We start from the raw sequence: 21,300 nt of genomic DNA on the forward strand, positions 1-21,300 counted from the left end.
TGTCCTGTGTGGGAGCAGTCCGGCGGGTACAAGAGGGTGTGGCAGGCCGGGCTTTTCTGATGAAAGGGCGCATGGCGGCGCTTGCGCGTTTAAAAAGCTCTGGTAGAATCCGCGGCCTAATTACGTGCGGTATTCGACAATAGTGTCGAGTGGCGGCACGCTAGCCCGAGGAAGACACCATGAAAGCCGATATCCATCCAGCGTACGAAACCATCCAAGTTACTTGCAGCTGCGGCAACAAGTTCGAAACCCGTTCGAACCTGTGCAAGCCACTGGGTACTGACGTATGCAACGAGTGCCACCCGTTCTACACCGGTAAGCAGAAGACTCTGGATACTGGCGGCCGTGTACAGCGCTTCGCCGACCGTTTCGGTGCTTTTGGCAAGAAAGCTCCAGCTGCTGCAGAGTAAGGTTCGAAAGCCTGATGGGCTTTTACCTGCTAATGAAAAAGGCGTCCCTTGCGGGCGCCTTTTTTGTGCCTGCGATTTGGCTGTCGGCCGCCCAGGCCGAGGTATTTTGCCCCGCGCCGACTACGCTCGGCACCTTTGAGGTACAGCGCGTGGTCGATGGCGACACTGTGCGTCTCAAGGATGGTCGCAGTGTGCGGATGATCGGCGTCAATGCCCCTGAAACCGGCAAGAAAGGCCGCCCTGACGAGCCATTCGCCGTGGCTGCACGCCAACGCCTGCAAGCCTTGGTAGATGCCAGTGGCGGTCGGGTCGGGGTGGTAGCGGGCCGCGAGGGCAAGGATCGTTATGGGCGAACGCTGGCCCATCTTTATGGGGCCAACGGCGCGAACCTGGAGGCCCAACTGCTGGCCGAGGGGCTCGGGTTCCTGGTGGCGGTGGCGCCCAATGTCGATCTGGTTGCCTGCCAGCAAGCGGCCGAGCGCAGCGCGCGCGCGGCCAGGTTGGGCCTCTGGCGTCAGTCGCCCGTGCAAAAAGCCTCGCAAATCAAGCAGTCGGGCTTTGCCGTGGTCAGCGGCCGCGTAAGCAAGGTCGAACGCAATCGTGGCGGGATCTGGATCGAATTGCAGGACTCCCTGGTATTACGGGTTGCACCCAATCTTGTCGGACAATTCGATAACGCTCTGCTCAAGCGCCTTCAGGGCCAGGATATCGAGGCCCGGGGCTGGGTGCTGGACCGCTCCCGACGTGGCGGCCTGAAAAGTGGCCAGGCGCGCTGGCTTTTGCCAATAACGGATCCCGGCATGCTGCAATTGGCGCAGTAAGAAAAAATTGTAGACATTTTTTATATCAATTGTGAACAGTTGTAGGCCTTGTATCCCGTGGCTCTTGGCCGAAAGTCGTAGGGTAGGGCCCTTGACACCTGTGACTGCTCAGTCTTGTAGGGACTTTGCGAGGCGAGTATCCTCGGCGATCCGTCGTCCAACAGTAAAAAGCGGAATGCCGATATGTCTGATTTGAAAACTGCCGCTCTCGAATATCATGCCCATCCTCGTCCAGGAAAGCTGAGTGTCGAGCTCACCAAAGCCACTGCTACCGCACGCGACCTGTCGCTGGCGTACAGCCCCGGTGTAGCCGAGCCCGTGCGTGAAATCGCCCGCGATCCCGAGCTGGCCTACAAATACACCGGCAAGGGCAATCTGGTTGCAGTGATTTCTGATGGCACCGCGATTCTCGGCCTGGGTAACCTCGGCCCACTGGCCTCCAAGCCAGTGATGGAAGGCAAGGGCGTACTGTTCAAGCGCTTTGCCGGCATCGATGTATTCGACATCGAAGTTGATTCCGAAAGCCCACAGGCCTTCATCGACACCGTCAAGCGCATCTCCATCACCTTCGGTGGCATCAACCTGGAAGACATCAAGGCACCTGAGTGCTTCGAAATTGAAAAGGCCCTGATCGAACAGTGCGACATCCCGGTTTTCCACGATGACCAGCACGGCACCGCGATCGTTACCGCGGCCGGCATGATCAACGCCCTGGAAATCGCTGGCAAAACCCTGTCTGACGCGAAGATCGTCTGCCTGGGCGCGGGTGCTGCCGCCATCTCCTGCATGAAGCTGATCGTGAGCATGGGCGCCCGCCTTGAAAACATCTACATGGTCGACAGCAAGGGCGTGATCCAGTCCGAGCGTACCGACCTGAACCAGTACAAGGCGATGTTTGCCCATCCGTCCTCCAAGCGCACCCTGGCTGACGCCCTCGACGGTGCTGACGTGTTCGTCGGCCTGTCCGGCCCGAACCTGCTGAGCGCCGAAGGCCTGAAGTCCATGGCGGCCAACCCGATCGTGTTCGCTTGCTCGAACCCTGATCCGGAAATCGCCCCGGAACTGGCACACGCCACCCGTAACGACGTGATCATGGCCACTGGCCGTTCGGACTACCCGAACCAGGTCAACAACGTACTGGGCTTCCCGTTCATCTTCCGTGGTGCCCTGGACGTTCGCGCCAAGCGCATCAACGAAGAGATGAAAGTGGCTGCCGCCAACGCCCTGCGTGAACTGGCCAAGCTGCCAGTACCTCAGGACGTGTGCGACGCCTACGGTGGCGCCAAGCTGGAATTCGGCCGTGAGTACATCATTCCCAAACCAATGGATAAGCGCCTGATCACCTTGATCTCCGATGCCGTGGCCAAGGCCGCCATCGAGACCGGCGTGGCTACCCTGCCGTATCCGAAGAACTACCCGCTCAAAAGCGTGGATGATGTGTTCAACGTCTAAACCGTTGTAGCGCACCAACAAAAAGCCCCGGCTCTTGCGAGTCGGGGCTTTTTTGTGGCTGTGCACAACAGGGGCGTGCATATAACCCCTTGTGGGAGCGGGCTGTGTTTATCAGAACAGATCGATCGGCGCCGACTCATCCGCCGGCAACGGGCTGCCCGGTGCCACGCCATTGCCCAGTTCATTCATCGATGGCGGCGTGTCTTCGCTCTTGAACAGTTCGAAGTACGCATTCGGCGTGCCTGGTGCGGCGGCGCGGCCGCTGATCGGGTCGATACGCAGGCTGAGGATGCCTTCCGGCTCCGCCTGGGTGTGGGCCGGCTTGTCCTTGAGAGCACCGGCCATGTAGCTCATCCAGATCGGCAGCGCGACAGTGCCACCGTATTCGCGGCGACCGAGGCTTTCCGGCTGGTCGTAGCCCGTCCACACGGTGGTGATGTAGTCAGCGTTGTAACCGGAGAACCACGCATCCTTGGATTCGTTGGTGGTACCGGTCTTGCCCGCGAGGTCCGTGCGGCCCAGGGCCAGGGCTCGGCGGCCGGTGCCGCGCTTGATCACGTCCTGCAGCATGCTGGTGAGGATATAGGTGGTACGGCCATCAACCACGCGCTCGGCCACTGCCGGTGTTTGTGGGGCAGGTACTGCGTCGGTTGGTGCGGCGCCAGGCGTCGGCTCGATGGTGATACCGCCGTTGGCCGGTGCGGCCAGGCCATCACTTGCGGCAACGCCGTTGGGCACGCTCGGCGGGTTGGCGACAAACAGCGTGTCGCCGTTGCGGCTCTCGATCTTGTCGATCAGGTACGGCGTGACCTTGTAGCCGCCGTTGGCAAGTACACTCCAGCCGGTGGCGATCTCCATTGGCGTGAGGGTCGCGGTGCCCAGGGCCAGCGACAGGTTGGGCGGCAGGTCCTGTTTATTGAAGCCAAAGCGGGTCATGTAGTCGATGGTCTTGCCCACGCCCATCGCTTGCAGCAAGCGGATCGACACCAGGTTGCGCGATTTGTACAGCGCTTCGCGCACGCGGATCGGGCCGAGGAAGGTGTTGGTGTCGTTCTTCGGACGCCAGACCTTGTCCAGGTACTCGTCGACAAACACGATAGGTGCGTCGTTGACCAGGCTGGCGGCGGTGTAGCCATTATCCAGCGCAGCACTGTAGACAAAAGGCTTGAAGCTGGAGCCTGGCTGGCGTTTGGCCTGCATGGCGCGGTTGTAGTTGCTTTGCTCGAAGGCAAAACCGCCGACCAGGGCACGGATTGCGCCGTTCTGTGGGTCCAGGGATACCAGCGCGCCCTGGGCGACCGGGACCTGGCTGAACTTCAGGCTGTCATCCTTCTGGCGCTGCACGCGGATCAGGTCGCCGACCTGGGCCACATCCGACGGCTGCTTGGGCATTGGTCCCATGCTGTTGGTGTTCAGGAAGGGGCGGGCCCACTTCATGCTGTCCCACGCCACATGTTCTTCGCCGCTGCGGGTCAGCACCTGCACGCCGTCTTTTTTCACCTGGGTGACGATGGCTGGATCAAGGCCGCTGATCGAGCGCTGCTTGCCCAGTTCGACTGTCCAGGCGCTCAGGGTCTTGCCAGGCAGGCGCGATTCCGGCCCGCGGTAGCCATGGCGCTGGTCGTAGGTGATCAGCCCTTCATGCACGGCGTTGTTGGCGATTTCCTGCAAATTGCTCGGAATAGTCGTGGTGACGCGGAAACCTTCGGTGTAGGCGTCGCTGCCATAGCGGCCGACCATTTCGGCGCGGGCCATCTCGGCGATATACGGTGCGCTGACTTCTGGCGTCGGTACGTGGTAGCTGGCGTTCAGCGGCTCGGCTACCGCGGTTTCATAGGCGTTCTGGTCGATCTTGCCCAGCTTGTACATGCGGCCCAGGATCCAGTCGCGACGTTCCTTGCTGCGGGCTGGATTGGCCAGCGGGTTGAAGCGCGAAGGCGCCTTGGGCAGGCCGGCAATCATTGCCATTTGTGCCAGGCTGGCATCACGAATCGACTTGCCGTAGTACACCTGGGATGCCGCCTCGATCCCGTAGGCACGGTTGCCCAGGTAGATCTTGTTGACGTACAGCTCCAGGATTTCATCCTTGGTCAACTGACGTTCAATCTGCAGCGCCAGGAGGATTTCCGTGGCCTTGCGCGAGAAGCTGCGCTCGCTGGTGAGGAAGAAGTTCTTCGCCACCTGCATGGTGATGGTGCTGCCGCCCGACTGAATGTGTCCGCTTTTTACCAACTGCGTAGTTGCACGCACCAGGCTGCTGGGGTCCACGCCATAGTGGTTGGCAAAATTATCGTCTTCGGCCGATAGCAGGGCGTTGATGAAATTGGGCGGAATATCGGCGAAACGGATCGGGGTGCGGCGCATTTCGCCGAACTCCGCGATCAGTTTTTCATCGCTGCTGTAGACCCGCAAAGGAATCTGCAACTGGATACTTCTAAGGGTCTCTACCGAGGGCAATCCCGGGCTAAGGTAGAGATAGGCGCCGCTGAACACGAGCAGCAGCCCGCAAACGATCGCAACGAAGGAGTACCCGAAAAACTTCAGCAGACGAATCAAGGCTTTTGGATTTCCAGAGAAAAGAATGAGTTAGGTGTCGGGATAGGCATGACTTAAAGATGTATCGACCCGACCTGCAGATAAAAAGCGGGAAAAAACGCTGGGCATTAAAGCATTTTTCGCCTCGGGGCGTCATGGGCGCCACTCAACCGAGCCGACCGAATGCATCAAACCCGGAACCGACCAGCCCTGAGACAGGCAAAGCTTTAGGGAGTTTTATGAAAAAGGGATTTTTCAGGCGAAAAGCCGATACCGTACTGGGTGTGGACATCCAGGATAGCGGCGTCAAGGTACTGGAGCTGGCCCGCGCTGGCGATGGCTATGCAGTGCACGCGTATGCGAGCCAGCCTTTGCCGGGCCATGCGGTGGTCGACAGTAATATCGTTGATCTGGAGGTTGTCGCGCAGACCATTTCCAAGGCATTGTTCCGCGCGCAGATCCATCTCACGCATGCGGCAGTTGCCGTGGCGGGACCTGCGGTGATCAGCCGGGTGGTTGCGCTGGAGGCGGGGCTTGAGCCCGATGAGATGGAGCAGCGGCTGCTCTGCGAAGCCGACCAGTACATTCCTTATCCGCTGGATGAGGTAGCCATTGATTTTCAGGTCCAGGGCCCGTCGGGTCGTGAACCCGGTTATGTTGATGTACTGCTTGTGGCGTGCCTCAAGGAGCAGGTGGAAGCGCGCGAAGCGGTATTGGCCCTGGCCGGCCTGGTTGCGCGAGTGGTGGATGTAGAGGTGTTTGCCCAGGCGCGGATGACCGAGCAAGTGGTCGCGCGGATAGTGCCGGGGAGTGGGATCAATAGTGCACAATGGGCTGCCGATGCCCAGGGATTGCGGGTCGCCTGCGGTTTGGCCCTCAGGAGTTTCGATTGATGACAAGAATCAACCTTTTACCCTGGCGTGAAGAGCGCGCTGAGCGCCGTCGCAAGTTTTTCCTGATTTTTCTGTTGCTGATCACCACTATTGCATTGGCCGCCGTATGGCTGGCCGACCGGGTCATCGATCGCGCGATTGATCGACAAGTGGCCCGCAACAACCACTTGAGCAAGCAAGTCACGGTATTGGACTCGCGCATCAAGACCATCGATGAACTGCGCGAACAACGCCAGCAACTGATGGAGCGGATGAAGGTGGTCGAAGACCTCCAGGGCCATCGCGCCTCGGGCCAGCAATTGTTCGAGCAGTTGGCCCGCGCGATGCCGGATGGCGTTCAATTGAGCGAGGTCAGTGTCAGCGGTACATCGGTAGAGGTCACCGGCACGGCGGTGTCCAGTGATGATGTCGCCCGGCTGATGCGCAGCCTGGAAGCTTCCAACACGTTACGTGCGCCCAATCTGCGCCATGTACGGGCCGAGGAGGGGGGCGCGGGCAGTGCCTTCCAGTTGATGGTGGACCATGGGGAGCACCAGGAGACGCAGCGGTGAACCTTTCGCCCGGCCTGCCCAGGCTGGCGATCCCGGAACTCTCCACGCTGTACCGCAACATCGCCCACTGGCCATTGGCTGGCAGACTTATGGTGGGCGCCGTGCTCGCCTTGCTGGCGCTGGTTGCGGGGGATGCTGTGTACCTGGGCGGCGCGCGCGAGGACTTGCAGCGTCAGGAGGCGGGAGAAACAGCGCTGCGCCAGCAGTTTGCGGCAAAAGCCCGGCAAGCCGCCCAGCACGAAGGGCTGGTGCGCGAGCTTGAAACCCAGCGTGCCGCTTTCAGCGAGCAGTTGCGCCAGATGCCGACGCTGACGCAAATGCCCGACCTGTTGGAGGATCTCGCCCGGCTGGGGCAAGCCAGCGGGGTACTGGTCGAGCAGCTCAGTGTGCTGGACGAGCGGGTGCAACCGGTGTTCGTCGAGCGACCGATGCAACTCAAGCTGCTGGGCACCTATCACGACCTCCTGACCTTCGTCAGTGGCGTGGCCGGGTTGTCGCATATCGTTACCATGCATGACTTTGTCATTCGTCCCGTGGATCCCCAGGATGGCGCATTGCTGAGCCTGACGATGCTCGCCAAGACCTATCGATACAGCAACCTGGGAGCATTGCCATGAACCGCCTCAAGGTTGCGGGTCTGGGCCTGGCACTTCTTGCTGGATGCGACAGTGACCCGCAGTTGCAGGCGCTGAATGATGAGTTGCAACTGATTCGCCAGCAGGCAGTGCCGCTTGCTGACGAAACGCCTGTAGCAATGCCGGGGCTACGGTTTGTCGCCAGCGCGCCACCCCTGCGTGACCCTTTCCAGCCCCCTGACCAGCCGGCCAGTCGCCCCACCGGCAAGCCCGGATCTGCGCCGGATCTCGACCGCCCCCGGCAGTTTCTCGAAGGATTTGCCGTGGATCAGTTCCGGATGGTCGGCACGCTGTCGCTTGGGGCGCAGACATTTGCCCTGCTGCGCGGCACGGCAGGTGTTCATCGCCTGGCGGTGGGGGATTACCTGGGGGGTGATCATGGGCGCGTCGTAGCGATCCATGAGGGGCAGTTGGAGTTGGTCGAGCTTTTTCCCGATGGTGAGGGCGCCTGGCTTGAGCGCCCGCGCACCTTGGTGTTGAACGTGAATTCATAACGGAAGCAAGAAAATGAAAAGGATTATTTCGTCCTTCGGTGTGGCGCTATGGATAGCGTTCACAGCACCGATGACTGAGGCTGTGCCCAAGCGGATCGACCTGATTCAGTTGCCACCTCCCGGCGCTTCGCCCGTGAATGCCGGGCGTGGCACGTATAGCGGCGACAAGCTCTCCCTCAACTTCCAGGACATCGAGGTGCGCGCCGTCCTGCAGCAGATTGCCGACGTCGCCGGCCTCAACCTGGTGGCCGGCGATGATGTGCAGGGCTCGATTACCTTGCGCCTCAAGGACGTGCCGTGGGACCAGGCCCTGGACCTGGTGCTGCAAGCCAAAGGTCTGGACAAGCGGGTGACGGCCAATGTGCTGTTGGTGGCGCCGGCCGAAGAGTTGGCTGCGCGCGAGCTGCTGGCCCTGGAAACGCGCAAATTGATGACCGAGCTGACGCCACTGCGGCGGGAGCTGCTGCAAGTCAATTACGCCAAGGCGTCTGAGCTGGCCAAGCTGTTCCAGTCAATGGCCGGGCCTGAAGGGGCGGCCGATGAGCGTGGCTCCGTGGCGGTGGATGACCGAACCAACCACATCATCGCCTACCAGACGGGGGAGCGCCTGGCCGAGTTACGGCGCATCGTCGCGCAGCTGGATGTTCCGGTGCGCCAGGTGATGATCGAGGCGCGGATAGTCGAGGCCAATGTCGACTATGACAAAAGCGTCGGCGTGCGTTGGGGCGGGTTGCTGCGCAACAAGGGTAATTGGAGTGGTGGCGGGGTCGATAAAAACCCGCCAGGTGAGGGCGAGTCTCCCGATAGCTCGCCGTTCGTTGACCTTGGAGTGGTCAACGCGAGCTCCGGCCTGGGCATTGCGTTTATCACCGATAACGTGCTGCTGGACCTGGAACTCACCGCCATGGAAAAAGGTGGCAATGGCGAGGTGATTTCCCAGCCCAAGGTGGTCACTTCCGACAAGGAGACTGCGCGGATTCTCAAGGGCACCGAGATCCCTTACCAGGAGTCCACGTCCGAGGGGGCGACCTCGGTTTCGTTCAAGGAGGCTTCGCTGTCCCTGGAAGTGACGCCGCAAATCACCCCGGATGGCCAGGTCATCATGGAGGTCCGGGTGACCAAGGATGAGCCGGACTACCTGAACAAACTCAATGATGTGCCGCCGATCAAGAAGAACGAGGTCAACGCCAAGGTCCAGGTCAAGGACGGCGAGACCATCGTCCTGGGTGGGGTTTTCTCTAAAAACCAGAGCAAGGTGGTAGATAAAGTGCCATTTTTGGGCGATGTGCCGTATCTTGGCCGCCTTTTCCGGCGCGATGTCGTTGCCCAAAGAAAATCCGAGCTGCTGGTATTCCTGACTCCGCGTATTATGAATAACCAGGCGATTGCTGTGAGTCGTTGATTCTGTGCGAAATTTGATTCTTGTAGGGCCGATGGGGGCTGGAAAAAGCACCATCGGCCGTTTGCTGGCCAAAGAGCTGCGCCTGCCATTCAAAGACTCCGATAAGGAAATTGAATTGCGCACGGGCGCCAATATCCCGTGGATCTTCGATAAGGAAGGCGAACTGGGCTTTCGTGACCGCGAGCAGGCAATGATTGCCGAGCTGTGCGGCTGCGATGGCGTGGTCTTGGCCACCGGCGGCGGTGCGGTGATGCGCGAGGAAAACCGGCGGGCGCTGCGTGCCGGCGGTCGGGTGGTCTATTTGCATGCGTCGGTCGAGCAGCAAGTCGGGCGCACCGCTCGCGATCGCAACCGACCGTTGCTGCGCACCGCGAACCCTGAGAAAACCCTGCGGGACTTGCTGACGCTGCGCGACCCGCTTTATCGGGAAATCGCCGATCTGGTGGTGCAAACCGATGAACGGCCGCCACGAATGGTGGTTCTCGACATTCTGGATCGTTTGCAGCAACTGCCGCCCCGTTAAAGCCAGGGCCGAAATGCGCTATTCTCGGCAGCGCGTTACAGCCGTCCGAGTTGTGGCGTAGAGCCATCAGGCAGCGCTCGACCTCGACGGTGCCGACAACGTTAATACAGGGCAGGACGCCTGCTTCCATCTTCAGCGCGGGGACACATGCAGACACTTAAGGTCGATCTTGGCGAGCGTAGCTACCCGATCCATATTGGCGAAGGTTTGTTGGACCAGCCCGAGTTGCTCGCACCGCATATTGCCGGGCGACAAGTGGCGATCATCTCCAATGAGACGGTGGCGCCGCTCTACCTTGAGCGTCTGAGTCGCAGCCTTGCGGCGTATTCGGTGATCTCGGTGATTCTTCCCGACGGCGAAGCGTTCAAGAACTGGGAAACCCTGCAACTGATCTTTGACGGGCTGCTGACCGCGCGCCACGACCGGCGTACTACAGTGGTGGCCCTTGGCGGCGGTGTGATCGGCGACATGGCCGGTTTTGCGGCCGCTTGCTACCAGCGTGGCGTGGACTTTATCCAGGTGCCGACTACCTTGCTGTCCCAGGTCGATTCGTCGGTGGGCGGCAAGACCGGGATCAACCATCCGCTGGGCAAGAACATGGTCGGTGCGTTCTACCAGCCCAATGCCGTGCTGATCGACACCGCGACGCTCAATACCCTGCCGCCTCGCGAGCTGTCGGCGGGCCTGGCGGAAGTCATCAAGTACGGGCTGATCTGTGACGAGCCGTTCCTGACCTGGCTTGAAGAACACGTCGATGCCTTGCGCAACCTGGACCAGGTGGCGCTGACTGAAGCCATCTCCCGCTCCTGCGCGGCCAAGGCGCTGGTGGTCAATGCCGACGAGCGTGAGTCTGGCGTGCGCGCCACCTTGAATCTGGGGCACACCTTCGGCCATGCGATTGAAACCCACATGGGCTATGGTGTCTGGTTGCATGGCGAGGCCGTAGCGGCTGGCACGGTGATGGCGTTGGAGATGTCGCAACGTCTGGGCTGGATCACGGTCCAAGAGCGTGACCGTGGTATTCGCCTGTTCCAGCGCGCCGGATTGCCGGTCATTCCTCCCGAGGAAATGACCGAGGCTGATTTCCTTGAACATATGGCAATAGACAAGAAAGTGATCGATGGTCGTTTGCGTCTGGTGCTGTTGCGCCGAATGGGCGAAGCGGTAGTGACCGACGATTATCCGAAAGAGATTCTACAGGCCACGCTGGGAGCGGATTACCGCGCCCTGGCCCAGCTGAAAGGTTAACCAGATCCCGATGACTAGTTTGCATGCCGACGAGGCTTTCCTCGGCCATTACCAGTTGAGCCACGACCCTTTTGCACCACGGGTCCCCGGTTTCAAGTTTTTCCCTGCACAACGCAAGCCTGTGTTGGGGCAGTTGCACCACCTGGCGCGCTACAGCCAGTTGCTATTGGTGGTCACAGGCCCCTTGGGCAGCGGCAAGACGCTGCTGCGCCAGGCCCTGGTAGCCAGCACCAACAAGCAATCGGTGCAGAGCGTGGTGGTTTCCGCCCGTGGTGCCGGCGATGCGGCAGGCGTGTTGCGCCAGGTTGCCCAGGCGCTGGATGTGGCCAATGCCGAGCCGACCGCGATTCTCAAGCAAGTGGTGCAACTGGGTTTGACCGGCCGGGAAGTCTACCTGCTGGTGGACGATGCCGAGCAGCTCGACGAATCCGCGCTGGAGGCCTTGCTGGCCCTGGCGGCCGGTACGCCGGAAGGTCGTCCCCATGTGTTCCTGTTCGGTGAGGCGTCGCTGATTGCCGACCTGGAGCAGCTCAGTGGCGAGCAAGAGCTGTTCCACGTCATCGAATTGCAGCCCTACGAAGAAGAGGAAACCCGTGAGTACCTGGCCCAGCGCCTTGAAGGTGCGGGCCAGGGCATCGAACTTTTCTCCGCCCAGCAGATCTCTGATATTCACGAAAGCTCCGACGGCTGGCCTGGCACCATCAACCAGGTGGCCCGGGATGCGATGATCGAAGCCATGATTGCCAGCCGCTCAGCGGTTAAGCGTCCAAAGATGGGGTTCACCATGCCGAAGAAACACGTACTGGCGATTTCTGCTGTTGTCGTGGTTGCCGTTGCCGCCGCCTGGTTGATTCCAGGCCGCAGCAAGGCACCGACCGCTCCAGGCGCGCCTACCGAGCAGGCACAGTTGCCACTGGGCAAGCCCACCACCAACGGCGCACCTGCCGTTGAGTTCGCCGGTTCTGGCCAGCCTACCAACCTGCCGATGGTCGGCCAGCCGGTCATGCGTGGCCCGTTGGCAGAAGAAGCAGGTGGTATCACCGAAGGCGATGATGGCGTACCGGTAGAAGGCTCCAGCGCCACGCCTCCGACCGTCACCACCGTGGCTCCACCACCTGGCGCAACCGCAAGCCCTGCACCTGTCCCGGCGGCCAAGCCAACGCCTGCGCCGACTCAGGTCGCTACCGCCAAGCCAGTCCCGGCACCAGTGGTCAAGCCAGCGCCAGCCCCTGTGGCCAAGCCAGCTCCCGCCGTCAAACCTGCGGAAAAACCGGTCACCGTGGCCAAGGCCGCTGCCGGCAGCGGCTGGTACGGCAGCCAGCCAGCCAAGAACTACGTGGTGCAGATCCTCGGCACCAGCTCTGAAGCCAACGCCCAGGCGTTCGTGAAAGAGCAGGGCGGCGAGTACCGTTATTTCAAGAAAGTGCTCAACGGCAAGCCTCTCTACGTGATCACCTACGGCAGTTTCCCGAGCCGCGCGGCAGCCGACTCCGCTATCAAGGCCTTGCCAGCGAAGGTCCAGGCTGGTAAACCTTGGCCTCGCACTGTTGCCAGCGTTCAACAAGAACTCGCAACAACTCGCTGAAGATCCGGCGACCTTACCCAGGTCGCCCTCCCAGCACCTCAAAAAACAACAAAGCGTGCAGCCCTGAAGGCCGCGCGCTTTGTGGTGTCTGCGTTACAGTAGCTTTTGAGTAGTAGCAGTCAGAATTAAAAAAGTTTTGACTAGCACAGCATATCGCTTTAAACCTTTCATAAATGCGACATAGATTTGCGACAGTTCGTCGCCAAATTTGTGGGCGTCTGTGTCGGTGTGTACAATGACCTCCCTTTTGCCCCCGCTAAGCCGGCGTACGTTCGGCGTGGAAGGTAACCGGTTGAATTGAAAAGAAATTTGCCTCGAAATAAGAGGCAGCCTGGTGAGAAAGTGTCTATGAAAGCAGGTCTGTACCAACCCGATGAATTCAAGGATAACTGTGGTTTCGGCCTGATTGCCCATATGCAGGGCGAACCCAGTCATACCCTTTTGCAAACGGCCATCGAGGCCCTGACCTGCATGACCCACCGCGGTGGGATCAACGCTGACGGCAAGACCGGTGACGGTTGCGGCTTGCTGATTCAAAAGCCTGACCAGTTCCTGCGCGCAATCGCCAAGGAAACCTTCGGCGCCGATTTGCCCAAGCAATACGCGGTGGGCATGGTGTTCTTCAATCAGGACCCGGTAAAAGCCGAGGCCGCTCGCGAGAACATGAACCGCGAGATCCTGGCCGCTGGCCTGCAGTTGGTCGGCTGGCGCAAAGTGCCGATCGACACCAGCGTACTCGGCCGCCTGGCCCATGAGCGCCTGCCGCAGATCGAACAAGTGTTCATCGCAGGCGATGGCCTGAGCGACCAGGACATGGCGATCAAGCTGTTCACCTCCCGTCGCCGCTCGTCCGTGGCTAACGCCCTGGATAGCGACCACTACATCTGCAGCTTTTCCCACAAGACCATCATTTATAAAGGCCTGATGATGCCGGCGGACTTGACCGCCTTCTATCCAGACCTGAGCGATGAGCGCCTGCAAACCGCGATCTGCGTGTTCCACCAGCGCTTTTCCACCAACACTCTGCCGAAATGGCCGCTGGCCCAGCCATTCCGCTTCCTCGCCCACAACGGCGAGATCAACACCATCACCGGCAACCGCAACTGGGCCGTGGCCCGTCGCACCAAGTTCGCCAACGATTTGATGGACCTCGAAGAACTCGGCCCGCTGGTCAACCGCGTGGGTTCCGACTCTTCAAGCATGGACAACATGCTGGAACTGATGGTCACCGGTGGCATCGACCTGTTCCGTGGCGTGCGCATGATCATTCCGCCAGCGTGGCAGAACGTCGAGACCATGGACCCGGACCTGCGGGCGTTCTATGAGTACAACTCGATGCACATGGAGCCGTGGGACGGCCCGGCCGGCGTGGTCATGACCGATGGTCGCTACGCGGTGTGCCTGCTCGACCGCAACGGCCTGCGCCCAGCGCGTTGGGTGACCACCACCAACGGCTTCATCACCCTGGCCTCGGAAGTCGGCGTGTGGAACTACCAGCCTGAAGACGTGATCGCCAAAGGCCGCGTGGGCCCTGGGCAGATCCTTGCCGTGGACACCGAAACCGGGCAGATCCTCGACACCGATGCCATCGACAACCGCTTGAAGTCGCGTCACCCCTACAAGCAATGGCTGCGCAAGAACGCCCTGCGCATCCAGGCGACCATGGAAGACAACGACCATGGCTCGGCTTTCTATGACGTCGACCAGCTCAAGCAGTACATGAAGATGTACCAGGTCACGTTTGAAGAGCGTGATCAGGTACTGCGCCCCCTCGGCGAGCAAGGCTACGAAGCCGTCGGCTCCATGGGTGACGACACGCCAATGGCCGTGTTGTCCCAGCGCGTGCGCACGCCATACGACTACTTCCGCCAGCAGTTCGCCCAGGTGACCAACCCGCCGATCGACCCGCTGCGTGAAGCCATCGTGATGTCGTTGGAAGTGTGCCTCGGTGCCGAGCGCAATATCTTCCAGGAATCGCCAGAGCACGCGTCGCGCGTGATCCTCAGCTCGCCGGTCATTTCCCCGGCCAAGTGGCGCTCGTTGATGACCCTGGACCGCCCAGGCTTCGACCGGCAGATCATTGACCTGAACTACGACGAGAGCCTCGGCCTGGAAGCCGCTGTGCGCAACGTCGCCGATCAGGCAGAAGAAGCGGTGCGCGCCGGTCGCACCCAGATCGTGCTGACCGATCGCCATATCGCTCCAGGCAAGCTGCCGATCCACGCGTCCCTGGCCACCGGCGCGGTACACCACCGCCTGACCGAAAAAGGCCTGCGCTGCGACTCCAACATCCTCGTCGAAACCGCCACCGCCCGCGACCCGCATCACTTTGCGGTATTGATCGGCTTTGGCGCCTCGGCGGTGTATCCGTTCCTGGCCTACGAAGTGCTGGGCGACCTGATTCGTACCGGCGAAGTGCTGGGTGATCTGTACGAAGTATTCAAGAATTACCGCAAAGGCATCACCAAGGGCCTGCTGAAGATCCTGTCGAAGATGGGCATCTCCACCGTCACGTCCTACCGTGGCGCGCAGTTGTTCGAGGCCATCGGTCTGTCGGAGGAAGTTTGCGAACTGAGCTTCCGTGGCGTGCCAAGCCGCATCAAGGGCGCACGTTTCGTCGATATCGAAGCCGAACAGAAAGCCTTGGCGGCCGAAGCCTGGAGCGCGCGTAAGCCGATCCAGCAAGGTGGCCTGCTCAAGTTCGTACACGGTGGCGAATACCACGCCTACAACCCGGATGTGGTCAACACCCTGCAAGCCGCTGTGCAGCAGGGCGACTACGCCAAGTTCAAGGAATACACCGCGCTGGTGGATAACCGCCCGGTGTCGATGATCCGCGACCTGTTCCAGGTGAAAACCCTGGACACGCCGATGGACATTGCCGAGGTCGAGCCACTGGAGTCGATCCTCAAGCGCTTTGACTCCGCCGGTATTTCCCTGGGTGCCTTGTCACCTGAGGCCCACGAAGCCCTGGCTGAAGCCATGAACCGCCTGGGTGCGCGTTCCAACTCCGGCGAAGGCGGTGAAGACCCGGCGCGCTACGGCACGATCAAGAGCTCGAAAATCAAGCAGGTCGCCACTGGCCGTTTCGGGGTGACCCCGGAGTATCTGGTCAACGCCGAAGTGCTGCAGATCAAGGTGGCCCAGGGCGCTAAGCCCGGCGAGGGCGGCCAACTGCCAGGCGGCAAGGTCAACGGTCTGATCGCCAAGCTGCGTTACGCGGTGCCTGGCGTGACCCTGATCTCGCCGCCGCCACACCACGACATCTATTCGATTGAAGACTTGTCGCAGCTGATTTTCGACCTCAAGCAAGTCAATCCCAAGGCCCTGGTCTCGGTGAAACTGGTGGCAGAAGCCGGCGTGGGCACCATCGCTGCCGGCGTGGCCAAGGCCTATGCCGACCTGATCACCATCTCCGGCTACGATGGCGGCACTGGCGCATCGCCGCTGACTTCCATCAAGTACGCTGGTGCGCCGTGGGAGCTGGGCCTGGCCGAGACTCACCAGACCCTGCGCGGCAACGATCTGCGCGGCAAGGTCCGGGTACAGACCGACGGCGGCCTGAAAACCGGCCTCGACGTGATCAAGGCCGCAATCCTCGGTGCCGAAAGCTTCGGCTTCGGTACCGCGCCAATGATCGCCCTGGGCTGCAAATACCTGCGCATCTGCCACCTGAACAACTGCGCTACCGGCGTGGCGACGCAGAACGAGAAGCTGCGCAAGGATCACTACATCGGCACCGTCGACATGGTGGTGAATTTCTTCACCTACGTCGCCGAAGAGACCCGCGAGTGGCTGGCCAAGCTTGGCGTGCGCTCCCTGGAAGAGCTGATCGGTCGTACCGATCTGCTGGACATCCTCCAGGGCCAGACCGCCAAGCAGCACCACCTGGACCTGACGCCGCTGTTGGGCAGCGATCACATCCCGGCAGACAAGCCACAGTTTTGCCAGGTCGAGCGCAACCCACCGTTCGACAAAGGCCTGTTGGCCGAGAAAATGGTCGACATGGCCGGTTCCTCGATCAATGACGCCAGCGGTGGCGAGTTTGCCCTGGATATCTGCAACTGCGACCGTTCCATCGGCGCGCGGATTTCCGGCGAAATTGCACGCAAGCACGGCAACCAGGGTATGGCCAAGGCGCCGATCACTTTCCGCTTCAAAGGCACGGCCGGCCAGAGCTTCGGCGTGTGGAACGCCGGCGGCCTGCACATGTACCTCGAAGGCGATGCCAACGACTACGTGGGCAAGGGCATGACCGGCGGCAAGCTGGTTATCGTTCCGCCGGCCGGTAGCGTCTACAAGACCCAGGACAGTGCCATCATCGGCAACACCTGCTTGTACGGCGCCACCGGTGGCAAGCTGTTCGCCGCCGGGACCGCCGGTGAGCGTTTCGCCGTGCGTAACTCCGGTGCCCACACCGTGGTTGAAGGCACTGGCGATCACTGCTGTGAGTACATGACTGGAGGCTTTGTCGCGGTATTGGGCAAGACCGGTTACAACTTCGGTTCAGGCATGACCGGCGGTTTCGCCTACGTGCTGGACCAGGACAACACCTTCGTCGACAAGGTCAACCACGAGTTGGTCGAGATCCAGCGGATCAGCGGCGAAGCCATGGAGTCCTACCGGAACCACTTGCAGCACGTGCTGGACGAGTACGTCGAGGAGACCGGCAGCGAATGGGGTCGTAACCTCGCCGAGAACCTCGATGATTATCTGCGTCGTTTCTGGCTGGTCAAGCCCAAGGCTGCCAACCTGAAATCGTTGCTTTCCAGCATCCGTGCCAACCCGCAGTGATATGCGCCTGAAGAGTTTGATGAGGTTTTAACATGGCTGAACGTCTGAATAACGACTTCCAGTTCATCGATGTCGGGCGCAAAGATCCGAAGAAGAAACTGTTGCGTCAACGCAAGAAAGAGTTCGTGGAAATCTACGAACCCTTCAAACCCCAGCACTCGGCCGACCAGGCCCACCGCTGCCTGGGGTGCGGTAACCCGTATTGCGAATGGAAGTGCCCGGTGCACAACTTCATTCCCAACTGGCTGAAATTGGTGGCCGAGGGCAACATCCTCGCCGCCGCCGAACTGTCGCACCAGACCAATACCTTGCCGGAAGTGTGCGGCAGGGTGTGCCCGCAGGATCGTCTGTGCGAGGGTGCCTGCACCCTCAACGACGGTTTCGGCGCGGTGACCATCGGTTCGGTGGAGAAGTACATCACCGACACCGCGTTCGCCATGGGCTGGCGCCCGGACATGTCCAAGGTCAAGCCGACCGGCAAGCGTGTCGCGATCATCGGCGCAGGCCCGGCGGGCCTGGGTTGTGCCGACGTGCTGGTACGTGGCGGCGTGACCCCGGTGGTGTTCGACAAGAACCCGGAAATCGGTGGCCTGCTGACCTTCGGCATCCCCGAGTTCAAGCTGGAAAAGACCGTGCTGAGCAATCGCCGCGAAGTCTTCACCGGCATGGGCATTGAGTTTCGCCTGAACACCGAAATCGGCAAAGACGTGACCATGGAGCAGTTGCTCGAAGAATACGATGCGGTATTCATGGGCATGGGCACCTACACCTATATGAAGGGCGGCTTCGCCGGTGAGGACCTGCCGGGCGTGTATGACGCGCTCGACTTCCTGATCGCTAACGTCAACCGCAACCTGGGCTTTGAAAAATCCCCGGAAGACTTCATCGACATGAAGGGCAAGAAGGTCGTGGTGCTGGGCGGTGGCGACACCGCGATGGACTGCAACCGTACGTCGATCCGCCAGGGCGCCAAGTCGGTGACCTGTGCCTATCGTCGTGACGAAGCCAACATGCCGGGCTCGCGCAAAGAGGTGAAAAACGCCAAGGAAGAAGGCGTGAAATTCCTCTACAACCGCCAGCCGATTGCCATTGTGGGTGAAGATCGCGTCGAAGGCGTGAAGGTGGTCGAGACCCGTCTCGGCGAGCCGGACGCCCGTGGCCGCCGCAGCCCCGAGCCGATCCCGGGTTCCGAAGAGATCATCCCGGCCGACGCCGTGGTCATCGCTTTCGGCTTCCGTCCAAGCCCGGCGCCGTGGTTCGAGCAGTTCCAGATCCAGACCGACAGCCAGGGCCGCGTTGTAGCCCCGGAACAAGGCCAGTACAAGCACCAGACCAGCAACCCGAAGATCTTCGCCGGTGGCGATATGGTGCGCGGTTCGGACCTGGTAGTTACCGCGATCTTCGAAGGCCGCAACGCCGCCGAAGGCATCCTGGACTACTTGCAGGTCTAATACCGATCCCCAGCTGCAATGGGATCAAAAATGTGGGAGCGGGCTTGCTCGCGAATACGGTGTAACAGTGACTAGATATGTCCACTGACAACCCGCATTCGCGAGCAAGCCCGCTCCCACATTTGTTTTGCGGCGCTTTCATGTCCGCGACAAATTGACCCGATAGACAAAAGGCTGACCTGCAACCGTGCCTTTTGCGTCCGGCTCTGAGAAAATGCCCGCACTTTTTTTGCGGATGCCGACATGACTGCCCTCAAGAACGACCGTTTCCTTCGTGCCCTGCTCAAGCAACCTGTAGACGTCACCCCTGTGTGGATGATGCGTCAAGCCGGTCGCTACCTGCCGGAATACCGCGCCAGCCGCGCCAATGCGGGCGATTTCATGAGCCTGTGCATGAATCCGGAGTTCGCCTGCGAAGTCACGATGCAGCCGCTGGACCGCTATCCACAACTGGATGCGGCCATCCTCTTCTCCGATATCCTGACCATCCCTGACGCCATGGGCCAAGGCCTGTACTTTGAAACCGGCGAAGGCCCGCGTTTCAAGAAAGTGGTCAGCACCCTGGCCGATATCGAAGCCCTGCCGATTCCTGATCCACACAAAGACCTCGGTTATGTGATGGATGCCGTCAGCACCATCCGCCGCGAGCTCAATGGCCGCGTGCCGCTGATCGGCTTCTCTGGCAGCCCGTGGACCCTGGCCACCTACATGGTCGAAGGCGGTTCGTCGAAAGATTTCCGCAAGACCAAGGCCATGCTCTACGACAACCCACAAGCCATGCACTTGCTGCTGGACAAGCTGGCACAGTCGGTCATTTCCTACCTCAACGGCCAGATCATGGCCGGCGCGCAAGCGGTGCAGATCTTCGATACCTGGGGCGGCAACCTGTCGGCGGCGGCGTACCAGGAGTTCTCCCTGGCCTACATGCGCAAAATCGTCAGCGGCCTGATCCGCGAACACGAAGGCCGCAAAGTGCCGGTGATCATGTTCACCAAGGGCGGCGGCCTGTGGCTGGAAAGCATTGCCGACGCCGGTGCCGACGCGCTGGGCCTGGACTGGACCTGCGACCTGGGCGAAGCCCGTCGCCGTGTGGGTAACCAAGTGGCCCTGCAAGGCAACATGGACCCGACCGTGCTCTACGCCAAGCCGGAGGCGATCCGTACCGAAGTCGGTCGCATCCTCGCCAGCTACGGCAAAGGCAGTGGCCACGTGTTCAACCTCGGCCATGGCATCACCCCGGAAGTGAACCCGGAGCATGCTGGCGCGTTCCTGCGGGCGGTGCATGAGTTGTCGGCGCAGTATCACGAATAACACGCAAAACACATGTGGGAGATTCTATGTTGCAGGGAAACCCTGCAACCTTAAATTCGGCTGATATTCGCTCTGGTTTTTCATCAGCGCGAATGCCACCCGGCAGAGCTTGCGGGCGAGGATCACCAGGGCTTGGGTCTTTGCCAATCCTCGGGCCAGGTAGGACTCGTAATAGGGTTTCCAGGTCGGCGATCGGCTAGCGGCCATTGCTGCGTTGTGAGCAAGGCGCCGTAACTCCGAATCGCCCTTTTTACTCAGGTGCCGAGGACCGGCCTTCTTTCCGGAGTCTTTTGGTCTCAGATCCATCCCCAAGAAAGCGATGAATGCATCGCCACTGGCGAAATGGCCACGCATGAAGGCTGTCGCTAGACCCGTAGCCGTAAGATCACCAACCCCTTCAATGGCTTTGCAGCGCTTGATGTTTTCGGTGATGCCTGCCTCTTTGCTGACTTTGTGCAGCAACTTCTGAATGACCAGCTCAGCTTGTTTGAAGGACTTTAACTGCTGGGCCAATTCGTCCTTCAAAAGCGGTTCGCCCGACCAACTCAGCGTTAGGCTCACGCGCAAGTTGATAAGCTCTGCACGTCGGTGCAGTAAGCTTTTCAATAGCTTATAAGCCTGCGGAGGTGGGCTCCAGAGCCGCAGCCGTTCCTGCTCGCTGCTCAGGTAGCGCGCCAGCAAACGCGCATCGCAAGGGTCTGTTTTCGCCCGTTGGCCAATGCTTTCGCGGTAATGGCTCAACCGATAAGCGTCTACAACGTAAACCCGATGTCCCATTTCATGGGCGAGTTCAGCTGTGTCCAAGTGGTAAGTGCTGGTGGCTTCCAGGGCAATTGAGCTGTTGGCAGGTAGCGTTTTGAGCCAGCGGCCAAGAGCATCGCGGTCGTTGGTAATGGTTTGAATGGCTTTGAGGTCTTCGCGGTAGGCGACGACGTCGGCCTTGGCCACATCGATACCCAGAACCGTTGGTGAAGTAAGGATTGTCATAACAAATCCTCGGAGCTAGTGTTTAAGGGCTTGTCGGGGTCTACCCCAGCGCTGGCTTGCCTCTATCGTCGGTTTTCCCGATGAATTCCTTATCGGCGCTTGGGGTAGAAAGGGCGGGACGAGAAGTCTCCCACGGTCCGTACTGGCTAGAGTCGGAATCGGGCTTTTAGTCACCGCCCACCCCTTCAAGTTTAAACATACAAGCGGG

16 protein-coding genes are annotated in these 21,300 nt (G+C 60.5%); 14 read left to right on the top strand and 2 right to left on the bottom strand.

Features of this window, described 5'->3' with window-relative positions; translation table 11 throughout:
• The first annotated feature begins 179 nt into the window (after positions 1-179).
• The 3 genes from rpmE (at position 180) to BFQ03_RS28675 (ending at position 2,683) form a co-directional block, all read left to right on the top strand.
• Positions 180-410 (top strand): 50S ribosomal protein L31, encoded by a 231-nt coding sequence (gene rpmE / locus BFQ03_RS28665; protein WP_029296053.1) that lies wholly within the window; start codon positions 180-182, stop codon positions 408-410.
• Positions 411-424: 14 nt separating this feature from the next.
• Positions 425-1,231 (top strand): thermonuclease family protein, encoded by an 807-nt coding sequence (locus BFQ03_RS28670; protein ID WP_065944535.1) that lies wholly within the window; start codon positions 425-427, stop codon positions 1,229-1,231.
• A gap of 183 nt (positions 1,232-1,414) precedes the next feature.
• Complete coding sequence (locus tag BFQ03_RS28675; protein ID WP_032862217.1) at positions 1,415-2,683, top strand: malic enzyme-like NAD(P)-binding protein; 1,269 nt, start codon at positions 1,415-1,417, stop codon at positions 2,681-2,683.
• Positions 2,684-2,794: 111 nt separating this feature from the next.
• On the opposite strand, the gene BFQ03_RS28680 is transcribed toward BFQ03_RS28675, so the two are convergent.
• Positions 2,795-5,239 (bottom strand): penicillin-binding protein 1A, encoded by a 2,445-nt coding sequence (locus BFQ03_RS28680; protein WP_032862215.1) that lies wholly within the window; start codon positions 5,237-5,239, stop codon positions 2,795-2,797.
• Positions 5,240-5,457: 218 nt separating this feature from the next.
• Here BFQ03_RS28680 and pilM point away from each other — a divergent pair, with 218 nt between their 5' ends.
• From pilM to hemE, 11 genes are all read left to right on the top strand, one after another.
• Positions 5,458-6,111 carry a type IV pilus biogenesis protein PilM gene (gene pilM / locus BFQ03_RS28685; protein WP_065944536.1) on the top strand — a complete coding sequence of 218 codons (654 nt, stop codon included), beginning with the start codon at positions 5,458-5,460 and terminating at the stop codon, positions 6,109-6,111.
• Positions 6,111-6,662, top strand: coding sequence for a PilN domain-containing protein (locus BFQ03_RS28690; protein WP_032862211.1), 552 nt, complete (start codon positions 6,111-6,113; stop codon positions 6,660-6,662). Before pilM ends, BFQ03_RS28690 begins: the two co-directional genes overlap by 1 nt.
• Complete coding sequence (pilO, locus tag BFQ03_RS28695) at positions 6,659-7,279, top strand: type IV pilus inner membrane component PilO (protein WP_065944537.1); 621 nt, start codon at positions 6,659-6,661, stop codon at positions 7,277-7,279. Before BFQ03_RS28690 ends, pilO begins: the two co-directional genes overlap by 4 nt.
• Positions 7,276-7,791 (top strand): pilus assembly protein PilP, encoded by a 516-nt coding sequence (locus BFQ03_RS28700; RefSeq protein WP_083204931.1) that lies wholly within the window; start codon positions 7,276-7,278, stop codon positions 7,789-7,791. The genes pilO and BFQ03_RS28700 overlap by 4 nt, the downstream gene beginning before the upstream one ends.
• A gap of 70 nt (positions 7,792-7,861) precedes the next feature.
• The gene (locus BFQ03_RS28705) at positions 7,862-9,193 is read left to right on the top strand and encodes a type IV pilus secretin PilQ (protein WP_065944538.1); all 1,332 of its coding nucleotides are present in this window, start codon (positions 7,862-7,864) and stop codon (positions 9,191-9,193) included.
• 4 nt (positions 9,194-9,197) lie between these two features.
• Positions 9,198-9,716 (top strand): shikimate kinase AroK, encoded by a 519-nt coding sequence (gene aroK / locus BFQ03_RS28710; RefSeq protein WP_032862206.1) that lies wholly within the window; start codon positions 9,198-9,200, stop codon positions 9,714-9,716.
• Between the two features lie 147 nt (positions 9,717-9,863).
• Positions 9,864-10,964 (top strand): 3-dehydroquinate synthase, encoded by a 1,101-nt coding sequence (gene aroB, locus BFQ03_RS28715; protein WP_032862203.1) that lies wholly within the window; start codon positions 9,864-9,866, stop codon positions 10,962-10,964.
• 10 nt (positions 10,965-10,974) lie between these two features.
• Positions 10,975-12,549 carry an SPOR domain-containing protein gene (locus BFQ03_RS28720; RefSeq protein ID WP_065944539.1) on the top strand — a complete coding sequence of 525 codons (1,575 nt, stop codon included), beginning with the start codon at positions 10,975-10,977 and terminating at the stop codon, positions 12,547-12,549.
• 348 nt (positions 12,550-12,897) lie between these two features.
• On the top strand, positions 12,898-17,343 hold the full coding sequence (gltB, locus tag BFQ03_RS28725; RefSeq protein ID WP_032862199.1) for a glutamate synthase large subunit: 4,446 nt from the start codon (positions 12,898-12,900) through the stop codon (positions 17,341-17,343).
• A gap of 32 nt (positions 17,344-17,375) precedes the next feature.
• Positions 17,376-18,794: an FAD-dependent oxidoreductase gene (locus BFQ03_RS28730; RefSeq protein ID WP_032862197.1), complete on the top strand. Its 1,419-nt coding sequence runs from the start codon at positions 17,376-17,378 to the stop codon at positions 18,792-18,794.
• A 243-nt stretch (positions 18,795-19,037) separates the two neighbouring features.
• Positions 19,038-20,105, top strand: coding sequence for a uroporphyrinogen decarboxylase (hemE, locus tag BFQ03_RS28735; RefSeq protein WP_029296084.1), 1,068 nt, complete (start codon positions 19,038-19,040; stop codon positions 20,103-20,105).
• 24 nt (positions 20,106-20,129) lie between these two features.
• Here the strand turns inward: hemE and BFQ03_RS28740 are convergent, their stop codons facing one another.
• A complete protein-coding gene (locus BFQ03_RS28740) occupies positions 20,130-21,092 on the bottom strand; it encodes an IS110 family transposase (protein WP_065942825.1) in 963 nt (320 codons plus the stop codon).
• Positions 21,093-21,300 lie beyond the last annotated feature (208 nt).

It is taken from the genome of Pseudomonas sp. 25 R 14 (genome assembly GCF_900004755.1).
Taxonomy (GTDB): Bacteria; Pseudomonadota; Gammaproteobacteria; order Pseudomonadales; family Pseudomonadaceae; genus Aquipseudomonas; species Aquipseudomonas brenneri.

What these genes read in the sequence shown, in the direction of transcription:
- rpmE (WP_029296053.1), top strand. Translation starts at nt 180, where the DNA reads ATGAAAGCCGATATCCATCCAGCGTACGAAACCATCCAAGTTACTTGC.
- BFQ03_RS28700 (WP_083204931.1), top strand. Translation starts at nt 7,276, where the DNA reads ATGAACCGCCTCAAGGTTGCGGGTCTGGGCCTGGCACTTCTTGCTGGA.
- aroB (WP_032862203.1), top strand. Translation starts at nt 9,864, where the DNA reads ATGCAGACACTTAAGGTCGATCTTGGCGAGCGTAGCTACCCGATCCAT.
- BFQ03_RS28690 (WP_032862211.1), top strand. Translation starts at nt 6,111, where the DNA reads ATGACAAGAATCAACCTTTTACCCTGGCGTGAAGAGCGCGCTGAGCGC.
- BFQ03_RS28740 (WP_065942825.1), bottom strand. Translation starts at nt 21,092, where the DNA reads ATGACAATCCTTACTTCACCAACGGTTCTGGGTATCGATGTGGCCAAG.
- BFQ03_RS28675 (WP_032862217.1), top strand. Translation starts at nt 1,415, where the DNA reads ATGTCTGATTTGAAAACTGCCGCTCTCGAATATCATGCCCATCCTCGT.
- hemE (WP_029296084.1), top strand. Translation starts at nt 19,038, where the DNA reads ATGACTGCCCTCAAGAACGACCGTTTCCTTCGTGCCCTGCTCAAGCAA.
- BFQ03_RS28730 (WP_032862197.1), top strand. Translation starts at nt 17,376, where the DNA reads ATGGCTGAACGTCTGAATAACGACTTCCAGTTCATCGATGTCGGGCGC.
- BFQ03_RS28670 (WP_065944535.1), top strand. Translation starts at nt 425, where the DNA reads ATGGGCTTTTACCTGCTAATGAAAAAGGCGTCCCTTGCGGGCGCCTTT.
- BFQ03_RS28705 (WP_065944538.1), top strand. Translation starts at nt 7,862, where the DNA reads ATGACTGAGGCTGTGCCCAAGCGGATCGACCTGATTCAGTTGCCACCT.
- BFQ03_RS28720 (WP_065944539.1), top strand. Translation starts at nt 10,975, where the DNA reads ATGACTAGTTTGCATGCCGACGAGGCTTTCCTCGGCCATTACCAGTTG.
- gltB (WP_032862199.1), top strand. Translation starts at nt 12,898, where the DNA reads ATGAAAGCAGGTCTGTACCAACCCGATGAATTCAAGGATAACTGTGGT.
- pilM (WP_065944536.1), top strand. Translation starts at nt 5,458, where the DNA reads ATGAAAAAGGGATTTTTCAGGCGAAAAGCCGATACCGTACTGGGTGTG.